General features: G+C 57.4%; 17 protein-coding genes. 5 read left to right on the forward strand and 12 right to left on the reverse strand.

What is annotated here, in order from left to right; all coding sequences use genetic code 11:
• Positions 1-32: 32 nt before the first annotated feature.
• Both SK53_RS05050 and SK53_RS05055 read left to right on the forward strand, forming a co-directional pair.
• Positions 33-467: a DMT family transporter gene (locus SK53_RS05050; protein ID WP_003857304.1), complete on the forward strand. Its 435-nt coding sequence runs from the start codon at positions 33-35 to the stop codon at positions 465-467.
• A gap of 4 nt (positions 468-471) precedes the next feature.
• Positions 472-930: a DMT family transporter gene (locus tag SK53_RS05055; protein ID WP_003857305.1), complete on the forward strand. Its 459-nt coding sequence runs from the start codon at positions 472-474 to the stop codon at positions 928-930.
• On the opposite strand, the gene SK53_RS05060 is transcribed toward SK53_RS05055, so the two are convergent.
• Genes SK53_RS05060 through SK53_RS05095 form a run of 8 tightly spaced genes read right to left on the reverse strand, consistent with a single transcriptional unit; the run spans position 927 to position 6807 of the window.
• Positions 927-1460: a DUF3833 domain-containing protein gene (locus tag SK53_RS05060; protein WP_032658352.1), complete on the reverse strand. Its 534-nt coding sequence runs from the start codon at positions 1458-1460 to the stop codon at positions 927-929. The two genes, SK53_RS05055 and SK53_RS05060, sit on opposite strands and share 4 nt — an antisense overlap.
• Positions 1457-1981, reverse strand: a complete 525-nt coding sequence (locus tag SK53_RS05065; RefSeq protein ID WP_032658351.1) for a chalcone isomerase family protein — start codon at positions 1979-1981, stop codon at positions 1457-1459. Before SK53_RS05065 ends, SK53_RS05060 begins: the two co-directional genes overlap by 4 nt.
• Positions 1978-2463 (reverse strand): DUF2878 domain-containing protein, encoded by a 486-nt coding sequence (locus SK53_RS05070; protein ID WP_003857308.1) that lies wholly within the window; start codon positions 2461-2463, stop codon positions 1978-1980. Before SK53_RS05070 ends, SK53_RS05065 begins: the two co-directional genes overlap by 4 nt.
• Entirely contained in the window at positions 2460-3680 is a 1221-nt protein-coding gene (locus SK53_RS05075) for an SAM-dependent methyltransferase (protein WP_003857310.1), read from the reverse strand. Before SK53_RS05075 ends, SK53_RS05070 begins: the two co-directional genes overlap by 4 nt.
• Complete coding sequence (locus SK53_RS05080) at positions 3677-4399, reverse strand: DUF1365 domain-containing protein (protein WP_045342874.1); 723 nt, start codon at positions 4397-4399, stop codon at positions 3677-3679. The genes SK53_RS05075 and SK53_RS05080 overlap by 4 nt, the downstream gene beginning before the upstream one ends.
• Before the next feature lies 1 nt (position 4400).
• A complete protein-coding gene (locus tag SK53_RS05085) occupies positions 4401-5660 on the reverse strand; it encodes an NAD(P)/FAD-dependent oxidoreductase (RefSeq protein ID WP_003857313.1) in 1260 nt (419 codons plus the stop codon).
• Positions 5657-6376: an SDR family NAD(P)-dependent oxidoreductase gene (locus SK53_RS05090; protein WP_023324604.1), complete on the reverse strand. Its 720-nt coding sequence runs from the start codon at positions 6374-6376 to the stop codon at positions 5657-5659. The genes SK53_RS05085 and SK53_RS05090 overlap by 4 nt, the downstream gene beginning before the upstream one ends.
• Positions 6373-6807: a nuclear transport factor 2 family protein gene (locus tag SK53_RS05095; RefSeq protein WP_003857316.1), complete on the reverse strand. Its 435-nt coding sequence runs from the start codon at positions 6805-6807 to the stop codon at positions 6373-6375. Before SK53_RS05095 ends, SK53_RS05090 begins: the two co-directional genes overlap by 4 nt.
• A 259-nt stretch (positions 6808-7066) precedes the next feature.
• Between SK53_RS05095 and SK53_RS05100 the strand changes: the two genes are divergently transcribed.
• Together SK53_RS05100 and SK53_RS05105 are read left to right on the forward strand one after the other, a co-directional pair.
• Complete coding sequence (locus SK53_RS05100) at positions 7067-7264, forward strand: hypothetical protein (protein ID WP_003857318.1); 198 nt, start codon at positions 7067-7069, stop codon at positions 7262-7264.
• 1 nt (position 7265) lies between these two features.
• Positions 7266-8018 (forward strand): hypothetical protein, encoded by a 753-nt coding sequence (locus SK53_RS05105; protein ID WP_048208698.1) that lies wholly within the window; start codon positions 7266-7268, stop codon positions 8016-8018.
• Positions 8019-8074: 56 nt separating this feature from the next.
• Here SK53_RS05105 and SK53_RS05110 read toward each other — a convergent pair whose 3' ends face one another.
• Positions 8075-10051, reverse strand: a complete 1977-nt coding sequence (locus tag SK53_RS05110) for an alkyl/aryl-sulfatase (protein ID WP_045894320.1) — start codon at positions 10049-10051, stop codon at positions 8075-8077.
• A gap of 202 nt (positions 10052-10253) precedes the next feature.
• Here SK53_RS05110 and SK53_RS05115 point away from each other — a divergent pair, with 202 nt between their 5' ends.
• A complete protein-coding gene (locus tag SK53_RS05115) occupies positions 10254-10889 on the forward strand; it encodes a helix-turn-helix domain-containing protein (protein ID WP_048208699.1) in 636 nt (211 codons plus the stop codon).
• 42 nt (positions 10890-10931) lie between these two features.
• On the opposite strand, the gene paaY is transcribed toward SK53_RS05115, so the two are convergent.
• The 3 genes from paaY to paaK form a co-directional block, all read right to left on the reverse strand.
• Positions 10932-11537, reverse strand: a complete 606-nt coding sequence (paaY, locus tag SK53_RS05120; RefSeq protein WP_006810541.1) for a phenylacetic acid degradation protein PaaY — start codon at positions 11535-11537, stop codon at positions 10932-10934.
• 9 nt (positions 11538-11546) lie between these two features.
• A complete protein-coding gene (paaX, locus tag SK53_RS05125) occupies positions 11547-12482 on the reverse strand; it encodes a phenylacetic acid degradation operon negative regulatory protein PaaX (protein WP_045894319.1) in 936 nt (311 codons plus the stop codon).
• A 133-nt stretch (positions 12483-12615) separates the two neighbouring features.
• Positions 12616-13932, reverse strand: a complete 1317-nt coding sequence (gene paaK / locus SK53_RS05130; protein ID WP_022648028.1) for a phenylacetate--CoA ligase PaaK — start codon at positions 13930-13932, stop codon at positions 12616-12618.
• Positions 13933-13942 lie beyond the last annotated feature (10 nt).

Consider the following 13942-nt stretch of genomic DNA (forward strand, 5'->3'; position numbering starts at 1 on the left):
CTTCACCGCCTGGAAAAAGGAGAAAAAGCGTTATGCACATTATTTTAATTTTACTGGTGATTGCCGGTGGCATGGGGCTGTCCGTGGAAGCCGGGCTGCTGGGGCCGCTGGGCGCAGAGGTGGGCGACCTGTGGGCGGCGTTCAGCATATTTAGTGTGGGAACGGGGCTAACGTTTCTGCTGATGCTGTTTTTCAGCCCCCGCAACAGTCCCTCATTTTTTGCGCAGCCTTCATGGCACCTGTTGGGCGGCGTGCTCGGCCCGGTTTACGTCATCATTCTCACCATTGCCACGCCTGCGATCGGCATTGCCATGACGATGATCGGCATTCTGGCAGGCCAGGTTTTTAAAAGCCTGATTATCGACCACTATGGCCTGCTGGGTACGCCGCACCGCAGGATCGATACAAAACGCATTATTGCGCTGGGATTTATCATCGCCGCGCTCATTCTCGTGGCGCAGGGGTAACGTTATGACAGTGATTATGATTATTCTGGCGGTGATTGGCGGCGCAACGCTGAGCATTCAGGCTGCCATTAACGGGCAATTAGGCAGCAGCGTGGGGGTATTCAAAAGCGCGTTTCTGACGTTTTCCGTCGGCGCGCTGGTGACCGCCCTGCTGATCTTCTTTTTTGAGCCGAAACAGGCGGTCAGCCTGATGGATGTACCCAAATGGCAGCTTCTGGGCGCCCTGTGCGGCGTGCCCTATATCGTGATTATGGTGCTCGCGGTGCAGCGCATCGGGACCGCTGTTGCCACGGTAGCGGTTATCCTGGGCCAGCTGGCCATGAGCATGCTGATTGATAACTTTGGCTGGCTGAACAATGAAGCCATTCCGTTTTCAGTGAGCCGTTTCGGGGCCGTCGTCTGCCTGAGTATTGCGCTCTTCTTCATCTACTCAAGCAGTAAACCTCAGCCCGAAGAGGATTAACCGCCCTCTTTGCGGGTAAAGAACAGCGTCACCGTGGCGACGGTGACGCCAAATTTCTTCATCTCCGTTTTATTGAACAGACGGGTGCTGTCCTGCAAATACATCCAGTCATCAAAGTGCAGCAGCCAGGTTTTGCCGTCCGCCTTCACGTTCATGCTGTAGCGCCAGTTAAGGGCATTGCCCGCCGCCTGGCCTGTCGCGACACCTTCTATGTCATCCGCCGTGCCTTCATAGCGATTCTGCCCAACGCGGCGGATATGCCAGACGCGCTGCTGCTTTTCGCCGTCATCGTAGACAAAATGCTCGTTCAGGGTCAGCGTATCGCCGATAACATCACCGGCGATCTCGACGTGAAAACGGCGGATCTGCTTACCGCTGCGATCCTGCACCATCCCCCACGCCTCGGTTTTCCCCTGGAAGTAAGTAAAAATATCAAGCCGTGGCTGCTGCTGACGATACTCTGTCACCTCGGTGCTACATCCGGCCACCAGCATCGTCAGGGCAAGCGCCACTAGCAGGAAACGTTTCATTGTGCTCCTCCAGTTAACTGCTGACGCAGTTCAGGATATTCGGTGCGGGGATCGAGCCATATCGCCAGAAAGCGTGAGCTAAACGCTGCCGTCTGGCGTGGCCCGAGTGGCGTAAATTTTTTCTGCGACGCCGTGGGGCGATACCAGAATTGTCCCTGGCCGTTATTAACCACAAACGCGAGCTGCGTGCCGGGCGTGACGTCGGGCCAGAGCGCTTTTAGCATCCGCAGCCAGGCTTGACTCTGCGGCTCCTGTTGCAAAATGCCCTGCGCCTGCCATTGGTCGCGGGTCGCCTCGACCAGGTCGTCACCATCGATGTCCCGGGCATAGGTGATAATCAGCGCATTATCGCCGTCTAATCCTGTATAGCTGCCGTCGGGCGTCAGAAGCTGAGAGGTATAGACGGTAAACGGCCCCCAGGTGAGGGTGGCGTCACCCACCTTGCGCCAGCTCAGCCAGTCTGCCGCCTGCACGGTACAGGTGAAGACGGATAACGCGAGCATCAGTACCAGATTTCTCATTGTTGTCTCCCCATCAACAGGTGGAAAAACAGCATCAGCACCAGCCAGCCGGGGAACATCCAGCTGACGACGATAAAGGTCGGCTCCTGAAACGTAATGGCCCCAAGATGCTCGCCGATCAGGTAGGCTACCGGTCCGCCCAGAGTCGCCAGCACCGTCAGCAACCATCCTGGCAAGGTGGTCGTGCGGGTCAGGTGCGTCCAGACGGTGGCAAACATTAGCCACAGCGCCACCATCCATAGCGGCATCAGGGACGCGCCTGTGAACGCAATCAGCCCCGTCAGCGCCCAGAGGGCGTCCAGCAGCGCACCCGACGCCGCCAGCACAAGGGCGTATACCCGGTGTGATGGCGGTAATAACAGCCAGGCAAGCACCGCCAGCGCGATCCAGATGACCAGCCCCTGCTCGCGAAACAGCACCACCAGCGTCCAGTAGAGATCAAAACCGATGGCCAACAGAAATACCTGCCCGTAACGCTTCATACGCGTTCCGCAGTCAGCTGCACCACGCTGATGGTGCGGGCATTAAACCCGGCTTCACAGTAGCCGAGGTAGTACAGCCACATCCGCCGGAAACGGTCATCAAACCCGAGCTTTTCAATCTCCTGCCAGGCGTGAACGAAACGCTGACGCCAGTGCGCCAACGTGCGGGCGTAGTCCGGCCCCATATCGAAGAGATTACGCACCACAAAATCGGTATGGCGGGTCATCAGTTCATTCATGGCGGTGATGCTGGGCAAAAAGCCGCCGGGGAAGATGTAGCGCTGAATAAAATCGACGCTTTTGCTGTAGTCGCGATAGCGTTGATCCTGAATGGTGATGGCCTGAATCGCCATCCGCCCGCCTGGACGCAGACGCGCCTGACAGGTACGGAAAAACGTTGGCAGGTAGCGTTGGCCGACGGCTTCGATCATCTCAACCGAGACCAGTTTGTCGTAAACCCCGGTCAGATCGCGGTAGTCGCAAAGCAGCACCTCAACGCGATCCTGCAACCCTGCCCGGGCGATCCGCGCGGTGGCCCAGTGGTACTGCTCCTGCGACAGCGTGGTGGTGGTCACCCGACAGCCGTAGTGACGGGCGGCGTATTCCGCCATCGCCCCCCAGCCGGTGCCAATCTCCAGCAGATGATCGTTTGCCGTGAGCGCCAGCTGGTCGCACAGCCTGGCCATTTTCGCCTGCTGAGCCGCGTTCAAATCCTGCTCGTCCCCGTTAAACAGCGCGCTGGAGTACAGCAGGTCTTCATCAAGGAAATGGGCGTAGAAGGCGTTGCCCAGATCGTAATGGGCGGCAATATTTTCACGCGCCTGAGCGCGGGAGTTGCGCCGCATCCAGTGCCGTAGCCGCTCCACCGGTTTCCCGAGCAGGCGAAACCCTTTTTCCAGCTGCCCGAGGATTTGGCTATTACGTGCAATCAGCTCCAGCAGCGGCGTCAGGTGGGGCGTCTCCCAGTCGCCATCCATCCACGCTTGTGCCGCGGCGAGGCTGCCCCCGGTTAAAATGCGCCAGTAGACGCCCGGAGCAAGTACCTGCACCTCAGCATGAAGCGCGGCGGAGGCGTCGCCGAACTGGAACGTCTGCGCGCCTTCACGCAGCGTCAGCGAGCCACCGCGCAGACCGTTCAGCAGGCGGAAGAGCAACCATCGCGCGACGCGGACGTTGCGCGGGATATCGGGTTCAAGCGCAAAGACGGGATCGGTCATGAGCGTTCACTCCTGCTGAGGGGATGGTTATGCAGCGGCACGCGCTTCAGCCACAGCCTGAGCGCCTGCCAGTAAATGGCGAAAACGGTTTTGAGGGTCATCAACGGGATCCGCGCCAGCAGCGAACGCAGCGCTGCGCGCGTCAGCGTCGCCCGGCGTAGCGTCAGGGTGGCATCAAACACCTTCGTCTCCTGATGGTTTTCGATATGCATGCGCAGCGTGCTGTCCGGGCTGTTGAAGCGCCAGTGGTAAACCATATCCATCGGATTAAAGGGCGAGACGTGAAACGCTTTCTCCGTCGGCGGGGCGTCCCGCCCCGCTACCGCGTAGTAATGTCGTTCATTCCACGGCGTGTTACGCACTTCGGCGAGAACCCAGCGCAGAGTGTCTTCGCCGTCATAGCAGTAGTAAAAATTGACCGGGTTGAAATGAAAACCGAAATAGCGCAGCTGAGTCAGAAGCATGACCCGCCCCGCCGGACGTTCGCCGGTCAGCTTTTCCAGACGCTCAAGGACACGCGCTTTGAGCGGCGTGCCCAGCGGGTAATCCGCATCATAAAATGCCGCGGGCGCAACGCGGTTACGACGCACGCCGACAGAGGGCAGCGCGTCCAGCTCATCGAGATCGAGCCACGCCATAAACACGCTATAGGTAAAATGGTGCGCTTTCGGCGCAAGCCGACGATGGCGCAATGTACCGTGGTAAAGGCAGCTCTTCATCTCAGTTGCCCTCCCCGGCCGCGATAGCGTTGACCACGTCCAGCGCACTGCGCACGCCATCTTCGTGGAAGCCGTTGTACCAGTACGCGCCGCAGAACCAGCTCCGATGGCGACCATTTATTTCGCCGCGCCGGGCCTGAGCTTGCCAGCTTTGCGGGTTAAAAAGCGGATGCTCATAGACAAAGCGGCGCAGCACATAGCGTTCTTCCACCGGCGTTTCCGGGTTGAGGGTGACGCAAAACAGCGGGCTACCCGGCGGCAGTCCCTGCAAGATATTCATGTTGTAGGTGACGCAGGCGCTGGCCCGATCCTGTTCGCTGAGGCGGTAGTTCCAGCTCGCCCACGCGCGCTTGCGCACCGGCAGCCAGCGCGGATCGCTGTGAAGCACCACCTCGTTACGCTGCCAGCCGATATCACCCAGCACCTCACGTTCAGCCTGCGTTGGGCTGGCGAGCATCGCCAGCGCCTGAGCAGAGTGACAGGCGAAGATCACCTGATCGAAGGTATGAGTGACGCCTTCCCGCTCAATATCGACGCCACGATCGTGGCGAACAACCTTCTGAACCGGCGCGTTGAGGTGCAGCGTCAGGCGATCGCCAAGCTTGTCCATCATCGCGCGGATATACTCCCGGGAGCCGCCTGGCACGACGTACCACTGCGGACGATGGGTAATGTCCAGCAGACCGTGGTTTTCAAAAAAGCGTAAAAAGAGCGGCAGCGGAAAGCGTTTCATCTCCTGTAGCGACGACGACCAGATAGCCGCTCCCATTGGCAGGATGTAGTGGCGCGCAAAAAAGGGCGTAAAGCGGTGCTGGCGCAGGAACGTTTCCAGCGTGGCGGATCCATCGACTTCGCCCCGGAGCGTCTGTTTCGCCAGCCGGTTAAAGCGCACGATCTCCTTCAGTAGCGTCCAGAAGGCAGGGTTCAGCAGATTACGACGCTGGGCGAACAGCGACGTCAGCGTGTGGCCGTTGTACTCCAGCCCGCTCTGCGGGTTATGTACCGAAAAACTCATCTGCGTTTTTTGCCCGCTGATGCCCAGTTCGCTGAGCAGCCCCATGAAGCGCGGATAGGTGCGGTCGTTGTAGACGATAAAACCGGTATCGATGGCAAAGGTACCCTGGGGCGTGTCGACATCTACCGTTGCAGTATGGCCGCCCGGGGTGGCCTGCGCCTCAAACACCGTGATCTGATGATGTCCGGCGAGCCGCCAGGCACAGGTTAACCCGGCGATGCCGCTGCCGATAATTGCGATTTTCATGGTCGCACCATCCTGCGCAGCAGTGCGCGCTGAAGTACATCGGGCAGGCCGGAAAGCAGGCGCAGCGCCAGGCTGAACCCGGCGGGAAACGCGATGTGATCCTTCCCTTTTGCCAGACCGCGACGAATGGCGTGGACGGCGTCCCCCACGCTGACCCGGCCCGGCATCGGGAAATCGTTTTTGCGGGTCAGCGGCGTGTCGACAAAACCGGGTGAAACGACCGTGACGGCAATCCCTTTCGGTTCCCAGTCGAGGCGCAGCGTGTCGGCAAACCAGGTTAACGCCGCTTTAGAGGCCCCATAGGCTTCGGCTCGCGGGAAGTGAAGCCAGTGCGCCATCGAACTGACCAGCACCACGCGGTTGCCGGATACCAGTTGCGGCTGCAACGCCGCAAGGCAGTTTACCGGCCCCATGAAATTGGTGGTCATGACCCGCGCCACCAGCTCGGCATCCACCTCGCCGCGGTCGAGATACTCGCAGGTTCCGGCGCAGAGAATCACCGTGTCGGCAGCACAGTCCGCCAGCGCCTGGCGACAGGCGTCCCTGTCTGTCATATCGAACAGGCGCACCGTGATGTTGGGGCTGTGCTGATGCACAGCGGCCAGACGTTGCGCATCGCGCCCGCAGGCAATCACCCGGTAACCATCGTCGGCAAAAGATTTCGCCAGCCCCGCCCCGATGCCCGAGCTTGCGCCGGTGATCAGAACCGTTTTCATGATTTCACTCTCCGCTTCACGCCGCGTACGGCCCAGCCGAGTATCGGGAGATGTTCGTAAATCATCTCTCCGGCATCGTAGTAATCCCGCTGGCGAACAATGCGATCGTCGCGCATGTCTACCACGGAGCAGCCCGGCAGCTGTCGCACTGCACCCCGGGCAATACGCGGGTGCGACCAGTGCATCATCCAGGTGACCACAAAGCGATCGCCCTGCTGCAACGGCGCATCAACGGTAAAGCGACAGTGCTGGACGTTAGCCAGCAGATGGGTGAAATAGCGCTGGATCGCGAACACCCCGCTATGTTCGCCAAAGGGATCGATAAGCGTGGCATCGGCGCGATAAATCCCCGCCAGCGCCGAAGGTGGCTGGGTATCCAGCGTGGCGTAGTAATCAACGAACCGACTGATGACGGACGGCAACGTGCTCATGGGTCACATCCTGGGTGTAAACAACGTAGCGAAATCGCATAATTTAAACTTACACAATTAACGTTATTTGTCCAAGTTTGCGCAGGTATATTTTTTATTCTTATTATTTTTCAAAGACCTGAAATGTTACCTCGCGCAACCATTTTGTGCATAAAGTTTAATTTCGCCGCCAGGCTGCCGTTTTTTTAGGGATAACCTTAAGGCAAAGGTGCCATTTATCTTCCAGACTTATCCTTTTAATTCATAAGGATGTCACGCGATGAAACATTTACTGATGACGCTCTTTTCCAGCCCGGAATCCTTGTTGCAGGTCATGAGTCACCAGGAAATTATCGAAGCCGTAGAGGATGGCGACCGCATCATCATCGATCAGGATGGAAACGCCTCGGTTAACTACAAAAGCCACGAGGTGCGGCAGGACTTTCTGCGCCATGTCAACGCGCTGAAGAGGGCCTGAAATGGGTACGGCAATATTCATGGTATTGATGGTATGCGGCTATTGGTACACCAGCCGCGATCTCTCAACCCGGTTCAAAATTAAGCGTTCATTCGGCTGGGACGTCTATTTTCTTGTGGCGCTGTATGGCTGTATTTTTGTTCTTCAGGGAGTGATCGCCACCGGCCTGTTGTGGCTGCTGTTGTTCGCCCTCTCCGCCGCCGATAACACGTTCCATTTCACGTCTGCAAAATATGCCGACTGGCAAATTGATTTTATGAACTGGAGCTTCCTGGGGATTCAGGCCCCGGTGGTGGTAATGCTGACCTTCGCGATCCTGTTCTGTCTCTACCGCTCGAACTGGGCCGGGAGCGCGCGGCTGGACGGCGAAGGCCGAAAAAAGCTCTACAAGCGGCTGGCGCAATCGAACGGGATTGAACAGCTGCTCTATCAGTGCATGGAGGAAGGTGAACTGGCGCACGTCACGCTGAAATCGCGGCGGATCTATATTGGGATGATCCATACCGCCACGCTGGAGTATGAAAAAACGGCCAATATCGTGCTTATTCCGATGTTGAGCGGCTACCGTGACGGGAAAAACATGCAGCTCTGTATCGAACATAACTACAGCAAATGGTATGCCGAGCATGATATTACGCTCGATTCAGAGCCCAAAAGCGCCATGGATTTTCGCAAAGTGATCATGCTGGATCAGATCGAGAGTATTTCGCTGTTCGATCCGGCAAGCGCGAGCGCGCTGGCAATGCGTGAATAAAAAAATGGCGCCTTATCGCAACAAGGCGCCAGGATTAACCAGGATGAACGCTAAACTTATGGCGTCACAATATTGAACCAGAAGTCAAATGTGTCCATGTAGCTCAGCATCTCTTCCAGCTTCGCCCCGTTTCCGCTCACCTTCACGTCACCCTTATCCATCGCCTGCTTCAACGTCTCTTTCTTAAGGATGATGTTGTTCAGCGTGGTACGGTCCAGCGTGATGGTTGCGTCAGCATCCTTCGCCTGCGCGTTGGCGGTATGGTTCAGCACGCCGTTTTCCAGCTCCAGCTTGTATTTGCCGCCATCCTTACCGAGATCGACATTGAAGACCGCCTTCGCGTTACCGGCCCGTACCCCGTTGATGTGCACACCCAGGTAGTCGAAGAACATTTCCGGGGTCATCGCCCGCACGGTATCCGGGCTGGCGGTGTTCGGCGTCGGCAGCTTCTTCACGCCATTACGCAGTTCTTGCGCGCCGGTCAGGTAGAAGTTACGCCAGGTGCCCGCTTCCGCCTGGTAACCTAACTGCTCCAGCGCGTCGGCTTCCAGATTACGGGCAGCCTGGTTGTTAGGATCGGCAAAGACCACTTTGCTGACTACCTGAGCAACCCAACGGTAATTACCCTGCTGATAATCCGCTTTGGCTTTCTGCATGATGGCATCAGCGCCGCCCATGTACTGCACGAACTTCTTCGCAGCCAGTTCAGGCGGCAGCTCGTCGAGGGTTGCCGGGTTGCCGTCGAACCATCCGAGATAAAACACGTAGGTGGCTTTGACGTCGTGGCTAACGGAGCCGTAGTAACCGCGGCTCGCCCACTGTTTTTCCAGCGATTCCGGCAGTTTAAACTCGGCGGCGATCTCGTCGCGGGTGAGCCCCTTGTTTGCCATACGCAGGGTCTGGTCGTTGATGTAGCGATACATATCGCGCTGGCCTTTCATCAGCTTGACGATATTCTCGTTGCCCCAGGTCGGCCAGTGGTGCTGCGCAATAATCACTTCCGCGTCCGCCCCCCAGCGCTCAATGGCAGCGTTGATGTACTTAGACCAGGCCAGCGGATCGCGGATTTTCGCGCCGCGCAGGGAGTAGGTGTTGTGCAGAGTATGGGTCACGTCCTCTGCGGCCTCGATCATTTTCTTCTCTTTGACGTACCACAGCATCTCCGACGGAGCTTCTGAACCCGGCGCCATCATAAAGTCGTAGGTCAAACCGTCGATCACTTCTTCCTGACCGGTATGGGTAATGTAGTCGGTCGGCGGGATGAGGGTGACAGTACCCGCAGAGGTGGTGGTGCCAAGGCCTGCACCCACCTGGCCTTTTGCATCCGGCTTCAGCAGGTTGCCGTACATATAGCTCGCACGGCGGCTCATCGCGTTTCCGGCCATAATGTTTTCGGAAACCGCCTCTTTCATAAAGCCATCCGGCGCGTAGATTTTCACTTTGCCAGACTTGACGTCAGCTTCGTCAACCACGCCGCGCAGGCCGCCATAGTGGTCAACGTGGCTGTGGGTGATCACCACAGCGACGACCGGTTTCTTGCCGCGGTTTGCATAGTAGAGATCCAGCGCTTCTTTCGCCGGTTCAGCGCTTAACAGCGGGTCGATAACGGTAATGCCCTTCTCGCCCTCAATGATGGTCATGTTGGAGAGATCGAGATTACGGATCTGATACACGCCGTCGGTGACCTTAAACAGCCCGCCAATGTTGATCAACTGTGACTGACGCCACAGGCTCGGGTTTACCGTATCCGGGGCTTTCTCACCCTCTTTCACGAAATCATATTTCGCCGGGTTCCAGATAACGTTCCCCTGCTCGCCTTTAATCATGTTTTGCGGCAGCGGGGCGATAAAACCTTTATGGGCGTTCTCAAAGTCGGTTTTATCGGCAAACGGTAATTTGTTATACAGGGCGTTATTTACCTGCCGGGTCGTGGCAGTGGCATCCTGCGGCTGTACTTCCGCAAACGCGGAAAGCGACAGCGACGTCAACACACCGGCAAGCGCCAGATGTTTAGCAATTAGGGTTAATTTCATTGAATGGCCTCATAGATTAATTGCGCCGCCTGGATATTTACTGTTGGCGGATAATTTTAATGCGAACTCATTGACGACCATTCTAAACAGAATACCTTTCCATCATAGTCCCATATGGGACTGGTTATTTATGGGTTCGTAATTCGGGGCCTATTGCTGCTATACTCGCTACCACGGCAAACGTTGCGGGGAGAGGCTTAGCGTGAATTTTCAGGATATCCATACCTATTATCAGCAACTCAATATTGGGCAATTTTTTCCGCACATGCTTTGTAAAGGCGAGGCCTTAACCGTTGCCGCAAATAAAAAACTCACCGTCGAGCCTGGCTATATCTATTTTTGCACTGAAGGGTCGCTGACGATATTAATGCCTGATGATGGCCTTAATATTGGCAATACTATCGAGTATATGCCGATAGGGTTAATGGAAAGGTATTGTCCACTGGCGAAGTATGAATATCGCAGCAGTGCGAAGGTGAAGCTGGTGAGAATATCCTGGGTCGACTTCGACCAGATATTTTTCCAGGGCGGGCCTGAGCGCATGCAGGCGCTGGCCACCATACTGACCTACATGTCCATATTTACCATCGACCTGCACAATGAACGCAGGCAGGTCACCAGCTACCAGACCATCAAACCAATGCTGTACCGCTATCTCTATCGGCAGGAGACCCACACGGGAGAGAATGAGGGCCTGGCGCTGTTTATCATCAAGCGCACTAGCCTGTCACGAACGCATGTCTTTCGCGTGCTGGCAGATCTTAAAGCCGGGGGATATATCACCATGAAGCGCGGAAAGCTGGTGTCGATTGACCGGCCCCTGCCGGATGCGTATTGAGCTCATTTTCACGCCTTGATCAACGTGCGGGAGCGAACAGCCTTATTTATCCCGGCCAGCCGACTTAGGCCGTAAATTCTCATCGAAGACCAGCCGTTTGCGTCCTGGCTCTTCTTCACGCAGCGGCTCCACCTGGTGCAGCGTCTGCTTACAACGGTCCACCAGCACCTGATACTCCCGCGTGCCCTGCTTTTTCCACTCTATTTCCTGCGCACTTAGCTCACGAATCGCTTTCGCCGGACTGCCAAGAATTAAGTGATTCGCAGGCATTTCCGCTTTGGCCTTCACAAACGCCGCCGCCCCAACGATGCTGTTTTCGCCGATCGTCGCCCCGTCCATCACGACCGCATTCATCCCCACCAGCGCATTACGGCGGATAATGCAGCCGTGCAGGATCGCGCTGTGGCCGATATGCCCGTCCTCTTCCACCACCGTGTCCTGCTCCGGAAAACCGTGCATCACGCAGTTATCCTGGATGTTCGCGCCGTCTTTCACCACGATCCGGCCAAAATCGCCGCGCAGGCTGGCGTTGGGCCCCACGTAAACGCCTTTGCCGAGGATCACGTCGCCAATCAGCACCGCGGTCGGGTGAACATAGCTCTCTTCAGGCACGACCGGCGTCAGACCATCAATTTGATAAACAGGCATACCCTCTCCTTATGTGATATTCAGACCACCAAAACGCTGGTGATAAAGCGTGCCGGGAGCGGGCAGCTCGCCCACAGAGGTTTCCCCCTTCTCACTGACAAACGCCAGGGCTCCCGCCGCCACGCGCTGGTAGATGTTAATGCACAGCTGTCGCGCGCTCTGTCCCGCCCAGTGCGCAGGGAGTAACTCCTCCGGCAACAGCGGATCTTTCAGCACCACGCGACGATAAAAATGAATGAGTAACAGCTGGATCTGGAAGCAGCGTTCCGGGGTCAAATCCTCAGGCGGCGCTTCTTTCAGCAGCGGCAACAGCGGACGGAACGAGTTGATAAACGTTTCGTACATCGCGTTTTGTTCGGTCAACTGCCAGCACTCTTCCACGCGGGCTCGTAACGCCGCACGTGATAAGGCCAGCGGTGAATGGGCCTCAAAGAAAATGACGTTTTCCGCCACGCCCGCGTCATGCAGCAGAGACTGCACGTCCGCCAGGTTCTGCGACGGCGAGGCCATCAGGCTCGGCGCCAGCGTGCCGAACCCTTGCCAGATGAGCTGTTTTTTCACGTCCGCGAGGGTGGTTTTATCCAGCCCCTCGGAGAGCAGCAGCAGCCATTTGCCATCCCACGCCGGCAGTTCCGCACGGTAGATTTTATTTTCCGCGCGGCGTGTCAAACGCAGCCCCTTGTCGCTGAGACGGTAAAAGCTGCGGCGGCCAATGCGGGACACATCCAGCCAGCCCTCTTTGTTGAGGCGAAACAGCGCGGTGCGCACAAAGCGCTCGCCAAATCCCATCCCTTCCAGCAGGGCCGCCAGGCTGCCGAGCCAGATCTCTCCGCCGCGGTGCGAAAGCGCGTCGCCATACAGTGAGGAGATAAGCGACGTTCCGCTGACGGGAACAGAGCTGACTGCATGCTGGATAAAGGCATCAAGTTTATTCATGTGATTCATTCTGTTGTTATTTTTTTCCTGGATGAATCATAGCATACGAATCTGGAGTGTACCCTCACCCTAACCCTCTCCCAAAGGGAGAGGGAAATTAATACACCCTCTCCCATGTGGGAGAGGGCTGGGGTGAGGGAATTCAACCGTTGGCTGCCACTTTACGCAAATCAAACACCCGGCAAGCTTTACCCTCGGAGCGCGGTATGCTGCCACAGTTAACGATCATCACGTCGGTCGAGATCCCCACCATCGATTTAATCCGATGACGCAGCTGATGGCAGACCTGACAGCGCTGCTCATGGGTCAGCGTTAAGCTGCTCTGTTTCAGCTCGACCTTCACCGAAAGTGAATCAAGATGCCCGCGGCGGTTCACCTCCAGCTGATAGTGTGGCGAAAGATGTTCGAACTTAACGATCTCCTCTTCCAGCTGTGACGGGAAGACGTTCACGCCGCGAATGATGAGCATGTCGTCGCTGCGCCCGCTGATGCGATCCATCCGGCGCATGGTGCGTGCAGTGCCCGGCAGCAGGCGCGTCAGGTCGCGGGTGCGGTAGCGGATCACCGGCAGCGCCTCTTTGGTCAGGGTGGTGAACAGCAGTTCGCCCTGCTCGCCGTCGGCCAGCGGCGTGCCGTCATTCGGGTTGACGATCTCCGGGTAGAAGTGATCTTCCCAGATGGTCGGGCCGTCAGCGGTTTCAAGACACTCCATCGCCACGCCCGGCCCCATCACTTCGGAGAGACCATATATATCCAGCGCGGTAATGCCCAGCCGTTTTTCAATTTCGCGGCGCATCGCCTGCGTCCACGGCTCGGCGCCAAACACGCCGACGCGCAGGGAACAGGCGCTGGCGTCACCGCCCATCTGACGCTCCAGCTCTTCAATTAAATTCAGGCAGTATGAGGGCGTCACCATGATCATATCCGGCTGAAAATCGCGGATCAGCTGCGCCTGCTTCTCCGTCTGGCCGCCGGACATCGGGATCACCGTCGCACCCAGACGCTCGGCACCGTAGTGCGCCCCCAGCCCGCCGGTGAATAGCCCGTAGCCGTAGGCCACGTGAATTTTATCCTTCGCGCTGCCCCCGGCGGCGCGCAGGGAACGGGCGACGATATTGGCCCAGTTGTCGATATCATTCTGGGTATATCCCACCACGGTCGGCTTTCCGGTGGTGCCCGACGAGGCGTGGATGCGCACCACCTGCTCCATCGGCACCGCAAAGGTATCGAACGGGTAGTTGTCGCGCAGATCCTGCTTGGTGGTGCACGGGAATTTTTGCAGGTCCGCCAGCTCGTTAAAATCGTCAGGGTGAACGCCCGCGGCGTCAAACTTGCGTTTGTACATCGGAACGTTGTTGTAGGCGTGGTTCAGCGTCCACTTCAGGCGCGCGGTCTGCAACGCCTGCAATTCATCAATGGACGCGGTTTCGATCGGATCAAGCTTTGTTGTATTTATCATCGCAGGGTAC

The sequence above is a fragment of the Enterobacter sp. MGH119 genome (assembly GCF_001037675.1).
Taxonomy (GTDB): Bacteria; Pseudomonadota; Gammaproteobacteria; order Enterobacterales; family Enterobacteriaceae; genus Enterobacter; species Enterobacter hormaechei_C.

Bases quoted from the DNA above. Each gene is read 5' to 3' on its own strand.
- SK53_RS05050 (WP_003857304.1), top strand. From the start codon at position 33: ATGCACATTATTTTAATTTTACTGGTGATTGCCGGTGGCATGGGGCTG.
- SK53_RS05055 (WP_003857305.1), top strand. From the start codon at position 472: ATGACAGTGATTATGATTATTCTGGCGGTGATTGGCGGCGCAACGCTG.
- SK53_RS05060 (WP_032658352.1), bottom strand. From the start codon at position 1,460: ATGAAACGTTTCCTGCTAGTGGCGCTTGCCCTGACGATGCTGGTGGCC.
- SK53_RS05065 (WP_032658351.1), bottom strand. From the start codon at position 1,981: ATGAGAAATCTGGTACTGATGCTCGCGTTATCCGTCTTCACCTGTACC.
- SK53_RS05070 (WP_003857308.1), bottom strand. From the start codon at position 2,463: ATGAAGCGTTACGGGCAGGTATTTCTGTTGGCCATCGGTTTTGATCTC.
- SK53_RS05075 (WP_003857310.1), bottom strand. From the start codon at position 3,680: ATGACCGATCCCGTCTTTGCGCTTGAACCCGATATCCCGCGCAACGTC.
- SK53_RS05080 (WP_045342874.1), bottom strand. From the start codon at position 4,399: ATGAAGAGCTGCCTTTACCACGGTACATTGCGCCATCGTCGGCTTGCG.
- SK53_RS05085 (WP_003857313.1), bottom strand. From the start codon at position 5,660: ATGAAAATCGCAATTATCGGCAGCGGCATCGCCGGGTTAACCTGTGCC.
- SK53_RS05090 (WP_023324604.1), bottom strand. From the start codon at position 6,376: ATGAAAACGGTTCTGATCACCGGCGCAAGCTCGGGCATCGGGGCGGGG.
- SK53_RS05095 (WP_003857316.1), bottom strand. From the start codon at position 6,807: ATGAGCACGTTGCCGTCCGTCATCAGTCGGTTCGTTGATTACTACGCC.
- SK53_RS05100 (WP_003857318.1), top strand. From the start codon at position 7,067: ATGAAACATTTACTGATGACGCTCTTTTCCAGCCCGGAATCCTTGTTG.
- SK53_RS05105 (WP_048208698.1), top strand. From the start codon at position 7,266: ATGGGTACGGCAATATTCATGGTATTGATGGTATGCGGCTATTGGTAC.
- SK53_RS05110 (WP_045894320.1), bottom strand. From the start codon at position 10,051: ATGAAATTAACCCTAATTGCTAAACATCTGGCGCTTGCCGGTGTGTTG.
- paaY (WP_006810541.1), bottom strand. From the start codon at position 11,537: ATGCCTGTTTATCAAATTGATGGTCTGACGCCGGTCGTGCCTGAAGAG.
- paaX (WP_045894319.1), bottom strand. From the start codon at position 12,482: ATGAATCACATGAATAAACTTGATGCCTTTATCCAGCATGCAGTCAGC.
- paaK (WP_022648028.1), bottom strand. From the start codon at position 13,932: ATGATAAATACAACAAAGCTTGATCCGATCGAAACCGCGTCCATTGAT.